This is a genomic window from Methylobacterium sp. Leaf91, from assembly GCF_001422815.1.
GTDB lineage: Bacteria > Pseudomonadota > Alphaproteobacteria > Rhizobiales > Beijerinckiaceae > Methylobacterium.
Genome location: NZ_LMMP01000049.1, coordinates 26,493 through 45,903, shown reverse-complemented (window position 1 = coordinate 45,903; position 19,411 = coordinate 26,493). Strand labels below are relative to the sequence as shown.

The 19,411-nt window shown below is 63.3% G+C and carries 21 protein-coding genes; 4 read left to right on the top strand and 17 right to left on the bottom strand.

What is annotated here, in order from left to right:
* Window positions 1–57 precede the first annotated feature (57 nt).
* On the top strand, window positions 58–483 hold the full coding sequence (locus ASF32_RS20100; RefSeq protein WP_056432646.1) for a DUF2147 domain-containing protein: 426 nt from the start codon (window positions 58–60) through the stop codon (window positions 481–483).
* On the opposite strand, the gene alaS is transcribed toward ASF32_RS20100, so the two are convergent.
* The 13 genes from alaS to ASF32_RS26055 form a co-directional block, all read right to left on the bottom strand.
* A complete protein-coding gene (gene alaS, locus ASF32_RS20095) occupies window positions 476–3,154 on the bottom strand; it encodes an alanine--tRNA ligase (protein ID WP_056432643.1) in 2,679 nt (892 codons plus the stop codon). The genes ASF32_RS20100 and alaS overlap by 8 nt on opposite strands.
* A 289-nt stretch (window positions 3,155–3,443) precedes the next feature.
* On the bottom strand, window positions 3,444–4,535 hold the full coding sequence (gene recA, locus ASF32_RS20085) for a recombinase RecA (protein WP_056432636.1): 1,092 nt from the start codon (window positions 4,533–4,535) through the stop codon (window positions 3,444–3,446).
* Between the two features lie 132 nt (window positions 4,536–4,667).
* Entirely contained in the window at window positions 4,668–7,337 is a 2,670-nt protein-coding gene (locus ASF32_RS20080; protein ID WP_056432633.1) for a response regulator, read from the bottom strand.
* 120 nt (window positions 7,338–7,457) lie between these two features.
* Window positions 7,458–8,525: a flagellar biosynthesis protein FlhB gene (flhB, locus tag ASF32_RS20075; RefSeq protein ID WP_056432630.1), complete on the bottom strand. Its 1,068-nt coding sequence runs from the start codon at window positions 8,523–8,525 to the stop codon at window positions 7,458–7,460.
* A 50-nt stretch (window positions 8,526–8,575) separates the two neighbouring features.
* Window positions 8,576–9,340, bottom strand: a complete 765-nt coding sequence (fliR, locus tag ASF32_RS20070) for a flagellar biosynthetic protein FliR (protein ID WP_056432627.1) — start codon at window positions 9,338–9,340, stop codon at window positions 8,576–8,578.
* A gap of 31 nt (window positions 9,341–9,371) precedes the next feature.
* Window positions 9,372–9,638 (bottom strand): flagellar biosynthesis protein FliQ, encoded by a 267-nt coding sequence (gene fliQ, locus ASF32_RS20065; protein ID WP_027174271.1) that lies wholly within the window; start codon window positions 9,636–9,638, stop codon window positions 9,372–9,374.
* Between the two features lie 204 nt (window positions 9,639–9,842).
* Window positions 9,843–10,160, bottom strand: coding sequence for a flagellar hook-basal body complex protein FliE (fliE, locus tag ASF32_RS20060; protein WP_056432623.1), 318 nt, complete (start codon window positions 10,158–10,160; stop codon window positions 9,843–9,845).
* A gap of 29 nt (window positions 10,161–10,189) precedes the next feature.
* Window positions 10,190–10,600 carry a flagellar basal body rod protein FlgC gene (gene flgC, locus ASF32_RS20055; protein WP_056432620.1) on the bottom strand — a complete coding sequence of 137 codons (411 nt, stop codon included), beginning with the start codon at window positions 10,598–10,600 and terminating at the stop codon, window positions 10,190–10,192.
* A gap of 34 nt (window positions 10,601–10,634) precedes the next feature.
* The gene (gene flgB / locus ASF32_RS20050) at window positions 10,635–11,060 is read right to left on the bottom strand and encodes a flagellar basal body rod protein FlgB (RefSeq protein WP_056432617.1); all 426 of its coding nucleotides are present in this window, start codon (window positions 11,058–11,060) and stop codon (window positions 10,635–10,637) included.
* A gap of 767 nt (window positions 11,061–11,827) precedes the next feature.
* Window positions 11,828–12,046, bottom strand: coding sequence for a hypothetical protein (locus tag ASF32_RS20045; protein WP_056432614.1), 219 nt, complete (start codon window positions 12,044–12,046; stop codon window positions 11,828–11,830).
* Window positions 12,047–12,161: 115 nt separating this feature from the next.
* A complete protein-coding gene (locus tag ASF32_RS20040; RefSeq protein ID WP_056432611.1) occupies window positions 12,162–12,818 on the bottom strand; it encodes a YoaK family protein in 657 nt (218 codons plus the stop codon).
* 632 nt (window positions 12,819–13,450) lie between these two features.
* The gene (locus ASF32_RS20035; protein WP_244483683.1) at window positions 13,451–13,738 is read right to left on the bottom strand and encodes a hypothetical protein; all 288 of its coding nucleotides are present in this window, start codon (window positions 13,736–13,738) and stop codon (window positions 13,451–13,453) included.
* Window positions 13,739–13,897: 159 nt separating this feature from the next.
* On the bottom strand, window positions 13,898–14,050 hold the full coding sequence (locus tag ASF32_RS26055) for a hypothetical protein (RefSeq protein ID WP_200919207.1): 153 nt from the start codon (window positions 14,048–14,050) through the stop codon (window positions 13,898–13,900).
* Between the two features lie 1,120 nt (window positions 14,051–15,170).
* On the opposite strand from ASF32_RS26055, the gene ASF32_RS25620 reads away from it, so the two are divergent.
* Window positions 15,171–15,365: a hypothetical protein gene (locus ASF32_RS25620; RefSeq protein WP_156467913.1), complete on the top strand. Its 195-nt coding sequence runs from the start codon at window positions 15,171–15,173 to the stop codon at window positions 15,363–15,365.
* Between the two features lie 72 nt (window positions 15,366–15,437).
* Here ASF32_RS25620 and ASF32_RS20030 read toward each other — a convergent pair whose 3' ends face one another.
* The 3 genes from ASF32_RS20030 to ASF32_RS20020 form a co-directional block, all read right to left on the bottom strand.
* Window positions 15,438–15,713: a hypothetical protein gene (locus tag ASF32_RS20030; RefSeq protein ID WP_056432605.1), complete on the bottom strand. Its 276-nt coding sequence runs from the start codon at window positions 15,711–15,713 to the stop codon at window positions 15,438–15,440.
* A 103-nt stretch (window positions 15,714–15,816) separates the two neighbouring features.
* Complete coding sequence (locus ASF32_RS20025; RefSeq protein WP_056432602.1) at window positions 15,817–16,062, bottom strand: hypothetical protein; 246 nt, start codon at window positions 16,060–16,062, stop codon at window positions 15,817–15,819.
* A 140-nt stretch (window positions 16,063–16,202) separates the two neighbouring features.
* On the bottom strand, window positions 16,203–16,583 hold the full coding sequence (locus tag ASF32_RS20020; protein WP_082470037.1) for a hypothetical protein: 381 nt from the start codon (window positions 16,581–16,583) through the stop codon (window positions 16,203–16,205).
* 175 nt (window positions 16,584–16,758) lie between these two features.
* Here ASF32_RS20020 and ASF32_RS26995 point away from each other — a divergent pair, with 175 nt between their 5' ends.
* Complete coding sequence (locus ASF32_RS26995) at window positions 16,759–17,370, top strand: phosphatase PAP2 family protein (RefSeq protein ID WP_082470035.1); 612 nt, start codon at window positions 16,759–16,761, stop codon at window positions 17,368–17,370.
* A 136-nt stretch (window positions 17,371–17,506) separates the two neighbouring features.
* On the opposite strand, the gene ASF32_RS20015 is transcribed toward ASF32_RS26995, so the two are convergent.
* Entirely contained in the window at window positions 17,507–18,160 is a 654-nt protein-coding gene (locus ASF32_RS20015) for an SOS response-associated peptidase (RefSeq protein ID WP_056432599.1), read from the bottom strand.
* A 71-nt stretch (window positions 18,161–18,231) separates the two neighbouring features.
* On the opposite strand from ASF32_RS20015, the gene ASF32_RS20010 reads away from it, so the two are divergent.
* The gene (locus ASF32_RS20010) at window positions 18,232–19,110 is read left to right on the top strand and encodes an SDR family oxidoreductase (protein ID WP_056432595.1); all 879 of its coding nucleotides are present in this window, start codon (window positions 18,232–18,234) and stop codon (window positions 19,108–19,110) included.
* The last annotated feature ends 301 nt before the right edge of the window (window positions 19,111–19,411 follow it).

The window sequence follows — 19,411 nt, the reverse complement described above, 5'->3', positions numbered from 1 at the left end:
TCAGAGCCGGGCCGATCCGACGGCCGCCGTGACCATTCGAGAGCAGAAAGGATCATCATGACGTCGAGGCAAGTCACCTCACGGCCCACCGTTGCGCTTTTGATGGCGCTGGCCATGACCGGGGCGGCCTTCGCCCAGAAGGGCATCGACCCGAGCGGGGTGTGGTTGACGGAGAACGGCGATTCGAAGGTGCGGATCGCGCGTTGCGGAAGCGGCTATTGCGGCACGCTCGTCAGCGTTCCCGGTCCGGGGCTGGACTCCAAGAACCCCGATGCGTCGCTGAAATCGCGCAACCTCATCGGGATTCAGATCATGAATGCGGGCACCCCGTCGGGGGACGGCTATGACGGCTCGCTCTACAACCCCAATGACGGCAAGACCTATTCGGGAAGTCTCACGGTGAAGGGGCCGAACGTCGTCGAGGTCGCCGGCTGCGTAATGAGCGTGTTCTGCAAGCGGCAGACCTGGAAACGCGTCAACTGACCGACAGCGCTTCGCGGATTGCGTCGATGGCGGCCTGGGCGCCCGATCCTTCCGGTCCGCCGGCCTGTGCCATGTCGCGGCGACCGCCGCCGCCCTTGCCGCCGAGATGCCCGGCGCCCGCCCTGACGAGGGCGACCGCGTCGTAGCGGTCGGTGAGATCCGCGGTCACCCCGACCACGAGACCGGCTTTTCCATCGGCCGACAGCCCGACCAGAGCGACGATCCCGGAGCCGATACGGCTCTTGCCGGCATCCACCAGGCTCTTGAGGTCGCGGGTCTCCACGCCTTCCACGACCTTGGCCATCACCTTGATTCCGGCGATCTCGGTGACGCCGTCATCGCCCCCCGACGTGCCGCCCATCGCCAGCTTCTTCTTGGCTTCGGACAATTCGCGTTCCAGGCGACGGCGATCCTCGATGAGGGCGCTCAGTCGCTCGGGCACGTCGGCGCTCTGGGACTTCAGCAGGCCTGCGATCTGGCTCAGGGTGCGGCTTTCCTCGGCGCGGTGACGCCGGGCCGTCCCCGCCGTCAGGGCTTCGATCCGGCGTACGCCGGCACCGACCGCGCTCTCGCCGAGCACGGTGATCTGGCCGATCTCGCCCGTACGGGCCGCATGGGTGCCGCCGCAAAGCTCGATGGAGAAGGCCGGGAGCCGGCCCTCCTCGGCGAGTTCACCCTGGTTGTCGACCGGACGCCCCATGGAGACGACGCGAACCTCGTCGCCGTATTTCTCGCCGAACAGCGCGCGGGCGCCGGAGGCGACGGCCTCGTCCTGGGCCATGAGCTTGGTCACCACCGGCGTGTTCTGCAGCAGCACGGCGTTGGCGATGTCCTCGACGGCGCGAAGTTCGGCCTCGTCCAGCGGTTTGGGGTGGCTGAAATCGAAGCGCAGCCGCTCGGGGGAGACGAGGGAGCCCTTCTGGGCCACGTGGTCGCCGAGTACCTGACGCAACGCCTCATGCAACAGATGCGTCGCCGAATGGTTGGCCCGGATGGCCGAGCGTCGGGCATGATCGACGGCAAGCTCGACCGGCTGACCCATGGTGAGCCGACCTTCGTCCACGGTGACGTGGTGGACGAAAAGATCGCCGAGCTTTTTCTCCGTGGCGGTGACGCGCGCCTTGAGGCCGGTGGCAGAGAGTAGGCCGGTATCGCCGACCTGACCGCCGGATTCGGCGTAGAAGGGTGTCTGGTTGACGAGGACGAGGCCGGTCTCGCCCGCCGACAGGCCGTCGACCTCCCTGCCTTCACGCAGGATCGCGGTGATGATGCCTTCGGCGCTCTCGGTCTCGTAGCCGAGGAACTCGCTGGCGCCGACGCGCTCCTTGATGCCGTACCAGACCGTCTCGGTGGCGGATTCCCCGGAGCCGGTCCAGGCTGCTCTCGCCGCTTGGCGCTGGCGCTCCATCGCCTGGCCGAACGCCTCCGTGTCCACGCCGATGCCGCGCGCCTTCAACGCGTCCTGCGTCAGGTCGAGGGGGAAACCGTAGGTATCGTAGAGGGTGAAGGCGGTCTCACCGGACAGGTTCTGGCCCTGAACCAGCGAACGGCTTTCCGAATCGAGGATGGCGAGGCCACGCTCGAGGGTACGGCGGAAGCGGGTCTCCTCAAGGCGGAGGGTTTCCGAGATCAAGCTCTCGGCGCGGGTGAGTTCGGGATAGGCCTGACCCATCTCGCGGACTAGGGTGGGGACCAGGCGGAACATCACCGGCTCGCGGGAGCCGAGGAGTTCGAGGTGGCGCATGGCCCGGCGCATGATGCGGCGCAGGACGTAGCCGCGGCCCTCGTTCGACGGCAGCACACCGTCGGCGATGAGGAACGAGACCGAGCGCAGGTGATCGGCGATGACGCGGTAGGACGCGACGTTTCCTGTCTCGGGGGGACGGCCGACGGCATGGCTCACCGAATCGATCAGTGCCTTGAACAGGTCGGTGTCGTAATTGCTGGTCACGCCCTGGAGGATTGCCGCCATGCGCTCCAGCCCCATGCCGGTATCGATGGAAGGGCGCGGCAGAGCGAGGCGGTTGCCCGGCTCGATCTGCTCGTACTGCATGAAGACGAGGTTCCAGAATTCGAGGAACCGGTCGCCATCCTCGTCCGGCGAACCGGGAGGACCGCCCTGCAATCCGGGGCCCTGATCGATGAAGATCTCCGAACAGGGACCGCATGGGCCGGTATCGCCCATCTGCCAGAAATTATCCGAGGTGCCGATGCGGATGATCCGGTCGTCGGAGAAGCCGGCGATCTTGCGCCAGAGCCCGGCCGCATCCTCGTCATCCGCGTAGACGGTGACGAGGAGCCGGTCCTTCGACAGGCCGAACTCCTTCGTGATCAGGCTCCAGGCCAGTTCGATCGCCTGCGGCTTGAAATAATCGCCGAAGGAGAAATTGCCGAGCATCTCGAAGAAGGTGTGGTGGCGCGCGGTATAGCCGACATTGTCGAGGTCGTTGTGCTTGCCGCCGGCACGGACGCATTTCTGCGCCGTGGTGGCACGGTTGTAAGGCCGCTTCTCGACGCCGGTGAAGACGTTCTTGAACTGCACCATCCCCGCATTGGTGAACATCAAGGTCGGGTCGTTACGGGGAACGAGGGACGACGACGGCACCACGGCGTGGTCCGCCTTGGCGAAATAGTCGAGAAAGGCCGACCGGATCTCGTTGACGCCGCTCATCGTGAAATGACTCTGTCGTGCGCTTGGGGCGGTCGAGACGACAACCCGAGGCTTCTTCGTGGCTTGCGCCCTCATAAGGAGGCCGGACCGTCGAGTCACGCCCGCTCCGCGATCGTGCGTTCCTGTTTCTTAACGCTGCACCCTTCGAACGCTCGACGGCGCTCGTCTCTGGACTTGGCGATCGACCAAAGAGCGAGCATCGGGCCGATTCGCACCGATAGGATAGTCCGAACATGAAAGAGGCCGCCGCGATGGTCCGCGACGGCCTCTTTCATGACTTACGAGGCGATCAGGCCTCGCCTTCGTCCAGATCGTCCGCCGTGGGCTTGGCGGTCTCGAGGATCTTGTCGGCCAGCAATCCCGAATTCTGCCGGATCGCGGCTTCGATCTTGTTGGCGATATCCGGATTGTCGCGCAGGAACCCCTTCGAGTTCTCGCGGCCCTGGCCGAGGCGCTGGCTCGCATAGGAGAACCAGGCGCCGGACTTCTCCACGATCCCGGCCTTCACCCCGAGGTCGATCAACTCACCGACCTTCGAGACGCCCTCGCCGAACATGATGTCGAACTCGACCTGCTTGAAGGGCGGCGCGACCTTGTTCTTGACGACCTTGACGCGAACCTGGTTGCCGATGGCCTCGTCACGATCCTTGAGGGTCGAGATACGGCGGATATCGAGGCGCACCGACGCGTAGAACTTCAGTGCGTTGCCGCCGGTGGTCGTCTCCGGGCTGCCATACATGACGCCGATCTTCATCCGGATCTGGTTGATGAAAATGACCATGCATTTCGAGCGTGAAATCGAGCCCGTGAGCTTGCGCAGGGCCTGGCTCATCAGGCGGGCCTGAAGGCCGGGCTGGCTGTCGCCCATCTCGCCCTCGATCTCGGCGCGGGGCGTGAGCGCCGCCACCGAATCGACCACGAGCACGTCGATAGCGCCCGAGCGCACCAGAGTGTCGGTGATTTCCAGGGCCTGCTCGCCGGTATCGGGCTGCGAGATCAGGAGATCGTCGAGCTGCACGCCGAGCTTGCGCGCATAGACCGGATCGAGAGCGTGCTCCGCATCCACGAAGGCGCAGACGCCGCCCTTCTTCTGGGCCTCGGCGATGGTGTGAAGGGCAAGGGTGGTCTTGCCTGATGATTCGGGGCCGTAGATCTCGATCACCCGGCCACGCGGCAAGCCGCCGACGCCGAGCGCGATGTCGAGGCCGAGCGAACCGGTGGAGACGGTCTCAACCTCCGCCACCTTATCGTTCTTGCCGAGTCGCATGATCGAGCCCTTGCCGAAAGCACGCTCGATCTGGGACAGCGCGGCATCGATCGCCTTCGCCTTGTCCTTGTCCACCATCGGGGAATCCACAACTTTCAGCGCGGGCTGAGCCATTCGTCGGCATCCTTATGCATGGGGAGAGCTCAAGGCTCAATGTGCCTCGGATGCGAATGATGTACTTGTTTTGTTCTCTTTTTGCAAGGTGCCGGGTGCCGATTTCGCATCATTCGGCTGGAGAACGTCGCCCTAACGGGCGATCGTCTCCTTCACCGTTTCCACGAGCTGCTTGAGGCTGAAGGGCTTGGGCAGGAAGTTGAAATCCTCGCCGTCGGGCAGGTTCTTGCGGAACGCGTCCTCGGCATAGCCGGATACGAAAATGACCTTCAGATCAGGACGGTGCTTGCGCAGTTCGCGTAGCAGCGTCGGGCCGTCCATTTCGGGCATCACCACGTCGGAGACGACGAGATCGATGGTTTGGTCGACATCGCTGATGAGGGCCAGAGCGTCGAGGCCCGAGGCCGCTTCCAGCACTGTGTAGCCCCGTGCCGACAGGGCCCGGCTGTTGACCGCGCGGACCGGATCCTCGTCCTCCACCAGCAGGATCACGCCCTGCCCGGTATGATCGGGCGAGGGTTTGCGCGGGGCGGATTGCCCGCCACTGCCGGGCTTTTCGAGGTCACGCGCTCCCCTGAGCCGGCTGGCGGCGATCTCCGCGTTGCTCTGCGGGGCAACGGCGACGGCGATTTCCGGAACGGGCTCGGCCGCAGGCTCGTGACGCGGCAGGTAGATCCGGAAGGCGGTGCCGCTGCCAACGGTCGATTGCACGTCGATGGTGCCGCCGCTCTGCTTGATGATGCCGAAGACGGTGGACAGGCCGAGGCCGGTCCCCTTGCCGATATCCTTCGTGGTGAAGAAGGGCTCGAAGATCTTCTCCATCACGTCGGGCGGGATGCCCTCGCCGGTATCGAGCACCTCGATCAGGACATGGTCGCCCGCCGGTGCGCCGGGTTGGCGCTCGTTGGTCTCTTGGCCTTCGAGGATGTTGGCGGTGCGGATGAGCAGCTGGCCGCCATTCGGCATCGCGTCACGGGCATTCACCGCGAGATTGACGATGACCTGCTCGAACTGGTTCACGTCGGCCTTGATCGGCCAGATGTCGCGCCCGTGCTTGAGGTCGAGATCGACACGCTCGCCGAGCAGGCGCTTGAGCAGCAGCGTCAGATCGGACAGGGCTTCGCCGACATTCATCACTTCCGGGCGCAGGGTCTGGCGCCGCGAGAAGGCCAGCAGCTGCCGCACCAGGCTCGCGGCCCGGTTGGCGTTCTGCTTGATCTGCATGATGTCCTGGAAGGCCGGATCGGTCGGCCTGTGGCTGGCCAGCAGAAGGTCCGAATATCCGATGATGGCCTGGAGGACATTGTTGAAATCGTGCGCGATGCCGCCGGCGAGCTGGCCCACCGTGTCCATCTTCTGGGTCTGGGCGATCTGCTGCTCTAGCTGGCGCTGCGCCGTGGTGTCGAGGGCATAGAGGATCACGCGCTCACGGTCGGCCGGCGTGGCCGCATCCGCTGCCGCCGAGGTGTCGCCGCCGGCCGGGCTGAGCCAGACCCGCGCGGAACGGTTTCCCGGCCCTGCCAGCGCCACCTCGATCGGTTGCACCTCCACGGTCCCGTCGGCGGCCTTCACCAGGGCGCCCTCGAGGACGGCCCTGTCGCGGTCGAGCAGGGCTTCCCACATCGTCGGCTCGGTGCCGAGCTCGCCACGCCCATCCGGCACGGCCTGGCGTGGGGTGCCGCCGAACAACCGGGCGAAGGACGCGTTGGCGCGGGCGATGCGCCCGGTCCGGTCGAGGGTCGCGATCGCGATGGGGCTGTTGTTGAGGAAGCGGGCGAGCCGCACCTCGGCGGCGCGCTGCGGCTCGTCGCTCTCGGCCCCGGCCGAGCGGTTGAGCACGAAGGTGCGCGACGGGCCCGGCTTGCCGTCCTGGCCGAAGGCGACGCGATGGTAGAGCCGGGTCGGCAACGGCTGGCCGTTGCGGCGCCGCAGGTCGAGGTCGAACCGGTCGGTGCGCACCTCGCCGGGCAATCCCTCGGTGGCGGTGAGCACGTCGGCGCTGGGTGCGATATCGGGCAAGCGCAGGCCGCCGGACCCCACGGTCGCGAGGTCGTAGCCGAGCCAGAAGGCCAGCGTCGCGTTCATGTAGACGATGGAGCCTGCCGGATCGATGGACAGGAAGCCGGCCGGCGCATGGTCCAGATAATCGATCGCGTGCTGAAGCTCCTGGAAGACGTTCTCCTGGCGCTCGCGCTCGTGCGTGATGTCGGTGACTGTCCACAGGGTCGCCGGGAGTCTCGGCCTCTCCACCGCGCGCACGGCGATGCGGAACCAGGCGAAGGCGCGCTCGGTCTCGCCCTGAGGCGGGGGCGCCATGCGGATTTCCTCCACGTGGCCGCGCCCGTCATGGGCTGCCTGGGCGAGGCGGTAGACCGCCTCCGACACATCGGGCGAGCCGACGAAGACGCGCTCCACCGGCCTCAGGTTCGAGAAGGTCTCTCCACCGGAAATACGGAGATAGGCTTCGTTGGCGTAGATGAGGCGGCCGCCATCCTCCACCACGATGGCGCCTTCGGGCGATGCGTCGACGATGGCCTTGGTGATGTCGTCGCGCCCGGTCTGTCCCGAGAGCTGGAGTGCGCCGATCGCCAGGGCGAACAGGCAGAACACGCCGGCCATGGCGAGCAGGGCGAGAAGCCCCAGGATGAGCGGCTGCGCCTGTTCGTTCGCGACGAAGGACAAGCCTACCGCCGCGCCCACGAGAAGTCCGGCGAGAACGAGGAGCAGTCCGACCCGCCCAGGCCTCTCCGACCGGTCGATGGCGCTCGACACCGGTTTCGTTGGTCCGCTCACCTCAGCCATTTCGGCGCCATTCCACCCTCGACCGATCCCGGTTAGCGCCCGGGCCGCGTCGGCAGCAAGGGTATCCTCAGGACGTCACGGACCAGTCTCGTCAAAAAAGGTGCATAAAGCGTGGCGTTTTCACGCCGCGCGGCGCTTCAGCCGCATGACGAAGCCGATCACCTCCGCCACCGCGCGGTAATGTTCCGCCGGAATCTCGGAATCGATCTCCACCGTGGCATGGAGCGCCCGGGCCAGCGGCGGGTTCTCCATGATGGGAACATCGTGCTCCTTGGCCACGGCCCGGATGCGCAGCGCCAGGGAATCGACGCCTTTGGCAACGCAGATCGGAGCCGCCATCCCGGCTTCGTAGCGCAGGGCGACGGCGTAGTGGGTGGGGTTGGTGACGATGACCGTGGCGGTCGGGACGTCGGCCATCATGCGCTTGTTGCCCCGCGACGCGCGGATCTGCCTCATCCGGCCCTTCACTTCCGGATTGCCCTCGCTCTCCTTGTGCTCCTGTTTCATCTCCTCCTTGGTCATGCGCAGCTTCGAGCGCCAGCGGAAGCGCTGATAGAAGGCGTCGCCCATGGCGATGACCACGAACATGGCGAGCATACCGCCGAGAAGCTTGAGGGCGATGCCCAGGATGGCAGGCAGCATCGCCGCGGGGTCGAGCCGGGCGAAGACCTCGAGCCGATCGCGCTCGTTCCACAGGATGGTGCTGGCGACGACCCCCACCAGCATCAGCTTGGCCAAGCCCTTGATGAACTGGACCATGGCCTCCACGCCGAAGATGCGTTTGACGCCGGCCATCGGCGAGATGCGATCGAATTTCGGCATCAGGGCATCGGTGGAGAAGACCAGGGGGTGCTGGACCAAACCGCCGGCGAGGCCTGCAATGACCACGAGGCTGACGGGAATCATGAGCGCCTGGCCGCAGATCAGCAGCATCCTCATCCCCATCTCGGTATAGGCGGTGGGGTCGGAGGGGACCTGATGCGCGTTCATCAGAAAGGCGCGCAAGCTGACGAGCAGGTCCTTGGCGATCGTTCCCGATGCCAGCAGCAGCGCCATCATGAAGGCGGACAGGATGAAGAAGGTGTTGACCTCGATGCTGTTGGCGACGTTGCCCTGCTCGATCGCTTTCTCGATGCGCCGCTGAGTCGGCTCTTCTGTCTTGTCTTCCTGATCGCTGTCGTCGGACATGGCTCAGCGCTCCCCTGTCCGCTGTCTCACAGGTCCTTTCGACACTGCCGTCACCGCCCGGTCAACTCGCCGAGATAGCGGCCGATGTCGTCGAGGAAGACACCCATCATGATGCCGAGGCTGCCGAACAGGATCAGCATGCCGATGAGGACGGAGGCCGGCACGGCGATGAAAAAGACCTGCATCTGCGGCATCAGGCGCGAGAGCACACCGAGCCCGACATTGAACAGGATGCCGAACGCGATGAACGGCGCCGAGATCTGGACCGCCAGGAGGAAGCCCCGCGCCATCGCCCGAAGGGCGAGCTGGGCCGCCTCCCCCATGGCCAGCACGCCGCCGGGCGGCAGCATCACGTAACTTCGCCCGATGGCGTCGAGAGCCACGTGGTGCAGATCCGTGGCGAGGATGAGGGTGATGCCGAGCATCATCAGGAAATTGCCGAGCGCCGCCTGCTGGCCGCCCTGCGTCGGGTCCACGGTCATCGCGTAGGACAGGCCCAATTGCTGCGAGACGATGACGCCCGTGGTCTGCAATGCGGCCAGCACCATGCGGACGGTGAGGCCGAGGACGAGCCCGATCAGCAATTCGCCGATAAGAAGCGAGATCAATCCGGGGGCCGCGAGGGTGGCGCCCTGCATCGGCAGGAGCGGGCGCACCATCGGGAACAGGATCAGCGAGACCAGCAATGCGAAGGCGAGGCGGATGCGCGGCGAGACGGATTGTTCGCCGAGCCCCGGCAGCAGCATCATCAGCGTGCCGATGCGCGCGAAGGTGAGCAGGTAGGCCGCCGCGATGCCGGGCAGGAGCAGGTTCATGATCCTGCATAGCAGCGCCCGGCCCGGCGCGTCATCCGCCGGATACGATGCGGGCGGCGATGCGGGTCATGTAGCCGGCAAGTGCATCGCCCATGAAGGGCAGCATGAAGAGAAGCGCTGCGAAGACCGCGACGATCTTGGGCACGTAGATGAGCGTCTGTTCCTGGATCTGCGTCAGCGCCTGGAGCAGCGAGACCACGAGACCGACGACCAAGGCGACGATCATCAGCGGTCCTGCGACCTTGAGAAAGACGAAGATCCCGTCCCGGGAGACGTCGAGGATGGCAAGGCCGGTCATGGAAGTGAGCTCGCGGATTGTTTCGGGGCGGCGGCGATGTCGGCCGGCATCTCGTCTGCGCCCTCATCCTGAGGTGCCGGAGCGGAGGCCTGGAAGGAGGGCTCCAGTTCGCTCGCCGGGCTCTGGAGGGCTCCTTCGAGGCCCGCTGACGCGGGCACTTCAGGATGAGGAGGCGGGCAGGAAGGCAAAGAAAAGCGGTGGCGACTAGATCTGCATCCGCATGATTTCCTCATAGGCGGAGATCACGCGGTCCCGGACGGCGACCAGGGTCTGGAGTGCCGTCTCGCTCTCCGCCACGGCGGTCACCACATCGACGACGTTGGCCTTGCCGCCCGCTACCGCCAGGGTTTGCGCATCGGCCTTGGCGCCGCTCTCGCCGATCTTGTCCAGGGCCGAGGAAAGAAGCGACGTGAAGCCGCCATCCGCTGCAGAAGTCGGGGCGATCTTGGGCGCGCCGCCCTTCATGCCGCCGATATTCTGGACGGCGGCGTAGGCTCCTGCGGCGAAGGCGTTGGTCGGCATGGCGGCGGACTTTCGGAGGGAGAGGAGCGTCAGGCCTTGAGGATGGCGAGGGTGGCGTTGATCATCTTGCGGGTCGCGGTGACCATGTTCAGATTGGCCTCGTAGGAGCGCTGTGCCTCGCGCATGTCCATGTTCTCGATCAGCCCGTTGACGTTGGGCATCCGCACTTCACCGCGCGCATCGGCGCTGGGATTGCCGGGATCGTATTTGGTGCGGAACGGAGAGGGATCGCGCCTGACCCGCCCGGCCTCCAGCATCGACGCGCCGGTCTCCCGGTCGATGTGCTGGGTGAAGGTCGGGATCTTGCGCCGGTAGGGTTCGGCGCCGACCGCGCTCGGGGCCGAATCCGCATTGGCGATGTTTTCGGCGATGATCCGCATCCGGCCCGACTGGGCCTTGAGACCGGATGCGGCGATGGTCAGGGATTTGAGGAAGTCCACGGCAGGTTCTCCGCAAGCTCAGAGGGCGGGACGATCAGCGCTTGCCGATGGCGATCTTCAGTTTGTCGAGGCTCTTCTGGTACATCGTCGCGGCGAATTGATATTCGGCCTGGTTGTCACCCGCCTTCATCATCTCCTCCTCCAGGTTCACTCCGTTCCCGCTCGGCCTGATCTCGAAGCCATTGAACCGGCGGGGATCGGCACCCGGTCCTTCGGGACCGCCGTTCAGGGCGATGTGGGCCGGGCTGGTGACCGCGAGGCCCGAGTTGCCGCCCATGGAGCCTGCCGGCTGAGCGAGGTCGCCGGCTCCGTTGCCGAAGCGCGGGCTCGCGAGATCACGCGGTTTGAAGCCCGGCATGTCGGCGTTGGCGACGTTCTCCGAGAGCAGCTTCTGGCGCGTCTGGTGCCATTGCATCCGGGTGCGGAGCATGGACAGGATGGGAAGGTCGGTGACGGACACGGTGCTCGAAGCCCCTCGGCGCCGCCGGAATCTCCCGGAGCGGTGGGCAAAATCTGCCGCCTCCATGGTTAATGTTCGGTTAAGAACATTCCTGGACGCGACCGGCGTTCGGGGCGGAAATTTTGTGTTAACGAAGTCTTAAGGAAGAATGCCTGACCAAAGGCTGACCGGGATATCGGCTCCCGCACGCGCCGCCCAATCAAACCGAGTTAGCAGATAGCTTCGATACGGCCTGATGTGCCGTTCGTAAAACGATGACGGGTCTGTTTTCGCTCCTCCTTCAGCACATGGCTGAGCTTTACCAGGACCATCGGACATCCCCCGCATCTGCGGAGCGGATTATGCCAGATGGCCAGACGGAGGCTGATAATATAAATTTACATTTTTACTGATTAACAGGCTGGCTGGATTTCGTTTGCGCCCTTAGGGTTCTTGTTTCGGCTGGGCATAGTGTATTCGCTGATCAACAGATTTAGTCTCTCCGTTCAGGCGAGGACGAAGAGCGCCATTTCGCAATGAAATAAATGGCAGCCATAATCAGCAGAATCGGGATGCTAAACCATAGCCATCCCATATCCGGGTAATGGCTGCCCGCTGGGCTGGGGGCCGGTTGGGTCCGACCCGCTTCGGTATGTGGTTGGTCTACGGATTGTGCGAGTGAAGCAGTCGTAGTCACCACCCATATTGCTGGGGTAAGTCGTCTCGCCTTGGACATGACGGATCACTTTCACGCTGACAGTTGCGAGGACGCGACAGCCGGACGCTGATCAGGGGGTCGGTACGGCTTCATCCTGCTCGACCGCGTTGGTTATCTCGTCTCCCGTCATCCATTGCACCCCTGCGGGAGAATGAATGGCATGCGCGAATAAACCCATTTGAAGTTTCGTTTTGGCGGCTGCCAGGGCCTTCTCGGAGCTTTCATGCTCCTCGTGGTTCCATTGCCCGCCGGCTCGGTTGGTGCTGTCGCCCCATTGCAAGATCCACATCGCGTGCTCCTTCTTTGAGGATCAATCCTGCAATACCCCCGGCTGGTTCCGCGTACGGTGTCGGACAGTGATGGGTCGGCAATCAGATTGACCTTCGGCCTCTCTCAGCCGTCTTTCAGGCTCGAACCCGATGCGTCCTTGCGAAGAGCGCGGCCAGAGCCGCGAGGCAGGCCGTCAATCCAGCCGGGAAGATCAAGGCGAAGATACCGATCGCGCTGTAGACGGCGGCACCGCCAATGGCTCCGATCAGCAGGGCCAACCAAACTGCGGCATCACCAATCCAGCCCAGCGGCGGTCCCGTCTTCGTGAAGGCAGCGGCGATCTTTTGACCCAGGCTGAACAGCGCCCCAGTGATGAACGTCGTTCCCGCTCGGAAGCCCTGCACCGAGCCGAGAACCGCGTTCTGTGCGCCCATGGCGAGAGCCAGGAAGAACGACACCAGACCTAAATCAGGCAGTTGCAGCCCGAGGGCGAACGCTCCGAAGACCAGGATGGCCTCGTAGGTCAAAACGATCGTCGTCTTCCAAGGCGCGGGCGTGACGATCGACAGGCCGCTGGCAATGGTCGACCCGAGCAGGAACGTGGCGATCAGGACTGCCGGTTTTACGATGCCGTCCACCGCACCGTGAGAGATCGACACCCCCATCTGTGTGGTGTTGCCACTCATGAACGATGTGTAGAGCCCGGTGAGCTGAATGAACCCGATGGCATCGATGTAGCCCGCCAGCCCGGTGAGCAGCAGGCCGAAGGTAAGTTGCGACGGTCGGTTCAAGATCCCGCTCTTTGATACGCCCACACAGTTCGCGACGCTGCCGGTCTACCTTGCCGTCCTGACGGCGTCTGGCGCAAGAGCCGAATGGGTGCGGCTCCCGACACGTTAGAACAGGTCGCCGGGTGATGGGCCGGCTGGACTTTTGAAGGACGCCGTTGCCGGCCAAGAGGTCATGCGGGTGTTCCTCAGCGGGAATACGACGCTGCTCATTGGATGGATGGTGACGGGAGCGCGAGGCGAAAGGGAACACTGACCGCCGCCGGCTCCCGTAACGGTGGCCGACGTGCCGCCGTTCCTGCAGGTGCTGCGCGCGCGGCAGTCGACGTGATGAAGGAGTTCCGTGGCCTCGCCCCCGGCAGACCGAGGTCACTAACCGGATCGCAAAGACCGTCCGGGTCATCCATGACCAGGGGGAGCCTCACAGCGGGTTACTGACCGCAATCGTGTGAGAGCGAGCAATCGAGAACCGAATGCACAGACACGACGCACATGTTCAGCGCGCCCTTAAAGCCTACTGGACCCGACGCTGCGCATCGCAACGTTCGGTCGTCCCGAGAGCGCGACATTGCCCCGCCCGGTGAAAACCGGAGCGGGGTTTCCTTAACGCGTCTTGGCGCAGCGGTGTCTGCTGATCAGTAGCCGCGATAAACCGGGCGACCGTAGGGCCGGTAGTAGGGGCGGGCGTAAGGCCTCGCATAGCCAGGGCCATAGAAGCGGCGCGGGCCGTGATTGATGGAGCCGTTGCCGCGGCAGCGCCCGGTGAAGCGGTCAGGGTAATAGCCGAGGCCGCAATATCCCGCCGCCTTGGTCACAAGACCGTCCTCCAACGCGCCCGCAGCCGGTGCAGCGGCGAATGGGGCTGCCTGTGCGGCACTGCCGAAGCCAATGGCGCTGGCCACGATTGCAATCGCAGACAGCATTTTGAACGTCATCGTTTTCCTCCAAATCCAACCTTAGGCTGGGCATTTCGATGAGCCCAAGCCGTCGCTCCAAGGAACCTATACGCCAACTCGATGAATGCGGCATGAGGACCAGTCAGCCTTCACCAGCCCGGTTCACACCACGGCGGATTCTGGTTTTCAATCGAACCAGCGACGAGGCGTGAATCCATAGACGGCCAGGAGCGCCAGCATCGCAAGCAGGAATGGCAGATCGTAGAGAAGCGCTAAGATCAGCAGGCCAAAGTAGCCGATGGCGGTCGAGGCCATGATAACCGCGACATACGGGCTCATTGCTTAGTGCCCCTTCCGAGTTTCCCGCTGCCTGTTTTCACAGCTTGTCCAACTTGGTCATCAATCAGACGGTTCGGTGCATTCGGCAAGATAATTCTATTTCAGCCTTGTACAAACTCATGGTTGCCCATACAAGGCTAGATGAAAAGAAATCTCAAGTTGTATAATTCAAGATCCAATGAAAAAATCAGCCGGGCGCCTTATAAATAAGATTTCCGACGTCGTGTTGTCTGCGTGGCCGGGTCGAAAGCTGCGAAGAATAGAAACTGAAATCGCCAGAATGGAGCGTATTATTGAAAAAGAAACAATGATGAGTTCACCTAAACAGGATGTAATTAAAAATGCAGAGATAGTGCTTATAAAACTCAATGGCGACAAAATAAAATCGCGAAAGAAAAGTCGTCATACTATATAAATATTGTATAATAATAAAATTGTTCTGGTATTATGATATATAATACGTCATTATATCATACAAGCACAATTGCCATTACCGTAAGAGTTCCTAAGTTGCATAGTCAGATGCATGTCGGTGGAACGCCTCATCCGGTTATGGAAGTGCGGAGTAAGGCGGATCGAAATTTTGCCTTGTGGAACGAGGCGACGGGAAACCCTCCGTAAGATCCCATCTTTCGAACGAGATGCGATAGATTTCTGGCCTTCTTACTTGATACATCTCCTCCGCAAGGCCGCGTGAGAATGAAAGCCCGTAGCCTGACGAGACATGCCCGCGAATACGCTAGGCTGATGCTACAGCCGGCCTTTCGATTTCCGAATTGGATTTGAAGCAGCGGAATATCCAACGGATCCCTAGCGCGCCAAGTGCGGTCGCTGCGCTCCAGCCCAACGCGCTATCACGCGGTAGGTACGTGATCAGCCCAAACCATATCTGATAGCTCAGCCATAAGAGTACGAGCCCCGCGATTCCCTTGAGGGGCCTTACGACATATCGCGATTGTGTCGGCACCATTGCTCTTGGCCCCCAAGTCCTGCCCATCCAGGCAGTTCGAGCTTCACCGTTAATATATGCGCGCTCGCACAGATGACGTGAGACAGGATCCTGCTCGAACATCCGTCTCGCCCAGTCGTTGGTCTCGTTCAAGACGCCAGCGAGGACACCATGACCGAAAAGAAAACGCCCCAAACCGATGAGGCAGGCCCAACGGCTGCGCCGGACGCTCAGGATCCGCTGAACGTACCAATGGATCAGGTCATCACGAAAACCTCGAAGATCGAAGGCAGCCATACCCAGGAAACCGTCGATCCGGCCGAGCGGCTGTCTGATGATCCCGAGGGGCAGAACGATCTCGCTTGACCCTCTGCGTGTTGCGAACCCTGCCCCGCATGGCTCCGGCCACGCGGGGCAGTTCGCTCATCGCTCAACGGATCAGGCAGCCCCGACCTCGAATTCCATCCCCCGCCCGGGACCCTGGTCGGTATAATCGACCAGAACGTACCCGCGCTCAGCCAAACCCGCTTCGAGGATATCGCGGTGCTTCCGGTACATCTGGCCGATCGCCAGGGGTGTCAGTCGGGGGTTGCCGCGTCGCAATTGCTCGACGCCGATGCTCACCGGCGCTCCTTCGCGGTCGGCAATCCGAGCGAGGGCCAGCGCCAGATCGGCGGCCTTCGTCTCCGAGGCTGATTTCGCTTTAAACGCCATCGCGGTCCCATTCCCTCAAGCCACCCGCAGGGCTGAGCCGGCTTACTCGAACCTTAGGCTTCAACAACTGATCGAGGAAACCCGCGGGCCTTAACCCCTCGGCCTAATCCGAAGCACGAAGGCTGTTGATGAAACGCCTCGCTATCTCGCGCACAGCCTCATCATCTCGGGTGTCGTCATGAGCCTTGTCCCAAAGATGATCCACGCTGCGGTCGAGTTCGTCCAGTAAGTCCGGGTGGCGCTGGGCGACGAACCGAATCGTGCCAAACAGCAGATGCTCAATCGCGATTTCCCGGCGGTTCGCATCCGCGATTTTGTCCGAGGTCGGGGTGTGAGGCGCATTTGTCATAAACCCACAACGTCACGCACCCTCGCTAGGTTCGCCACGCGAACCCGGTACGAGTGCCGCAGCACCGTGCGTTTGCGGCACGCGAGACGAGGCAGATATCTCGACACAGGACTCGCGGCTCGAACGGTCATCCGCTGCGTCTAACGCTTCACCGTCCAGATCGGCACGGCACCGTGCGGTCGCCCCGGCACAGTCCGAAAGTATCGCGTCCGCTCGAAACGGATGAAGTCCGGCTCGACCTTCGACACGAGATCGCTACTCAGAACGAGGGCTCCGCAGAAATCGGAGCGGATCACGCCGAGTTCGGGGTGCACGCCGAACAAGTCCAGCGTCGTCCAGCCGAGACGGCCAGCCTCGTCGGCGTACTTGTCGAGGAAGTCCAGGGCCGCGGCATGGACGCCCTGCCAATTCTGTACCGTCAGCCCAGGGCAAGGGACCACATTAGGCTTCATGCTGAGGAAGGCTTCACGCCACGATTGGGGGCTGCCTGGTTCGATCTTGAAGGCGGGTGATGCAGACATGGGGCCCGGCAGTTGTGATGGGCCGGACGGAATAGGGGGCGCAGGATGGAGGCGCTATGCCCGATGCATCACAGGTGACGGCCCAAAGGCATCATCCAATCAGTCCGAAGCGGTGTAGGAGCTTCTGTCCGTCAAGGCAGCGGCGAACGATTCCCGATGGCGGGCGTTTAAGGCCATGCTTGCGCGATCGCCCCTTCGACAGTCTCATTCCAGGGCATCGGCTATCGCCGATCGTTTCGAGGCTGGAGACGTCACGGCGGGGCTGACGCTCGCAGGCGCCAAGAATCATCCGGCCGTTCGAGCGCTAGGGCTAGCGAGCGAAATCGGGAGTTGGAAGTCGCTGCTCGCTCTGTCGGCTGGTGCTTTGGCCTTGGGCATCGTGAAGCGCGATCGCCGCCTCGCTGAGGCAGGCCGACACATGCTCCAGGCCGGTATTCTGGCGAGCGTCGTGAAAACGAGCTTGAAACGGACGGTGCATCGAACGCGCCCAAACGTCCTCATGGATGAGGGGATCTACGCGCGAGGGTGGCCTGGAACCGGCAACGGGCCATGGCAATCCTTCCCCTCGGGCCATTCCGCCCTGAGTACCGCGGTCGCTTGTGCCGCCGCTCGAGTCTATCCCGAGGTCAAGGGTGTCGCGTATGTCACCGCTGCCGGGGTTGTCGCAGCTCAAGTTCTACGCGGGGCGCATTTCCCCGCAGATGTGTTGACAGGCGCTCTGATAGGTCTTGCCGCAGAATCGGCGGTCAATAGGCTCACGACGCAAGGCCCGAGGACGCGTTCCTAGCCAAGGGCCCCCACAAATAGGTCGGCTCGCTCCGGCTGTCTCTCGCTTCTCAACCTGTGCATGCAATGCACCGGCTCGTTTAGATTCATATCGCGACGGATCTGTTTACAGGACTGAGACAACCGGCGCGCGATAGTCATTCTGCCGGATCACGCCGGGCTCCGGCCGCCACAACCTTCATCATGGTGTCGGGCAGCGGGCGCTGTAGCTCGAGGGCGATCTCGGTCGGCGCCTCGAGCCACGTCCGCCACTCCTCCGATGTCGTCAACAGGACCGGCATGGCCTTCGGGTGAACCGGGCCGACGATCCCATTGGCCTCTGTCGTGAGAAACGAGAACAGCCGGTGCTCGGCTTCCTCGCGGTCGGGGTTCTCGGCCTTGGTACCGCGCACGCCGGTCCAGGGACGCCAGATGCCGGCGAAGGCGAAGAGCGGACGGTCGTCATCGAGGGCGAACCACGTGGGCGTCTTCTTCGGCTTGGTGTCCGCGTACTCGCTGAAAGAGGAGACCGGGACGAGACAGCGGTATTCCGGCTTCAGCCAGGGCCGCCAGTGCGGGCTCTTCACGTTCCGGACGTTTGTGACCGGATTCTCGCCGTACTGCTTCGGACCTGGGATGCCCCATCGAAACATCTCGAGGGCCTGCCTGCCATCCTCGATCCGTACGATGGGCGCCATCTGGTCGGGGAAGATGCCCGGCATCCTCGGGAGGTTTCCGGCGCGATCCTCCGCAACGCCGAATGCTTTACGGATGTCTGCCTGCGAAGTGATGAGGCTGTAGAGGTTGCACATTCCAGCACCATTCTGCCGCAGCTACGAACGGCCTTCTGTCACGTTAGCCGAGGCCCTCGGAAGGACAGACGATGACCTCAGACCCACGCACCGCCGGCCCCCGCCCGCCTTTCCCCGGAGACCAGCAGCAGGAACGACCTGGCTTGACCTCGAAGATGACACCCGTGCCGGACCATGGTGAGGAGAGTTATGTCGGCAAGGGATTGTTGATCGGCAAGGTCGCCTTGATCACGGGGGGCGACAGCGGAATTGGTCGCGCGGTGGCGATCGCCTATGCCCGTGAAGGAGCGGATGTCGCAATCTCCTACCTGCCGGTTGAGCAGTCCGATGCGGAGGAGACCGCTCGGTGGATCGAGAAGGCCGACCGGCGTGCTCTGTTGCTGCCGGGCGATCTACGCGACGAGGCGCATTGCCGTGAACTCGTCGCTCGCACCGTCGAAGCGCTGGGTGGCATCGACATCCTGGTGAACAACGCAGCTGCGCAGACGGTCAACGAAGATCTCGACGACGTGACGTCGGAGGATCTCGAAGGGTCGTTCAGAGCCAATGTGTTCGCCATGTACTACCTCTGCCAAGCGGCGGTACCTCACATGAAACCCGGCTCCGCGATCGTCAATTCGACCAGTCAGCAGGCCAAGATCGCCGATAAGACGATGCTGATCTACGCAGCGACAAAGGGCGCCATCGCGAGCCTCACCATTGGCTTGTCGAACTTGCTCGCCCCCAAGGGTATTCGGGTGAATTGCGTGGCGCCCGGCCCGATCTGGACACCCATCCAACCCATCGTGAAAAGCCCGGAGCAGATCGAGAAGCTCGGAGAGGACACCCCCCTTGGCCGAGCGGGTCAGCCTGCCGAGCTCGCGCCGGCCTATGTCCTTCTGGCTTCGCGCGAGGGCAGCTACATGTCCGGCGCGTTGGTGCCGGTGACAGGGGGCACTCCCATGTTCTAGGCGGGCGGCACATCCCGGCATCGTCGAAAACGGCCGACACGTCACTGTGGGGCTGGACGAGTTCCGTGAGGCGGCGACTTGCCGGTAGCGGGGTGCGCGATCGACCTACAGACCTCTCTGAGCTGATTTCTCCTCTGTACAGGATCGCACCAAGTCGGAACTAGTACGGCCTCCTGGGCATGACCTCGTGTTCCTCCCCTGAACGGACTTCGCCCGCCCGGCTCATGCCGTGGCGGGCTTTTTGTTTCAGATGAACGCCTCACCGGTCATCGACGACTGGCTATATGGGCATAATAATTCC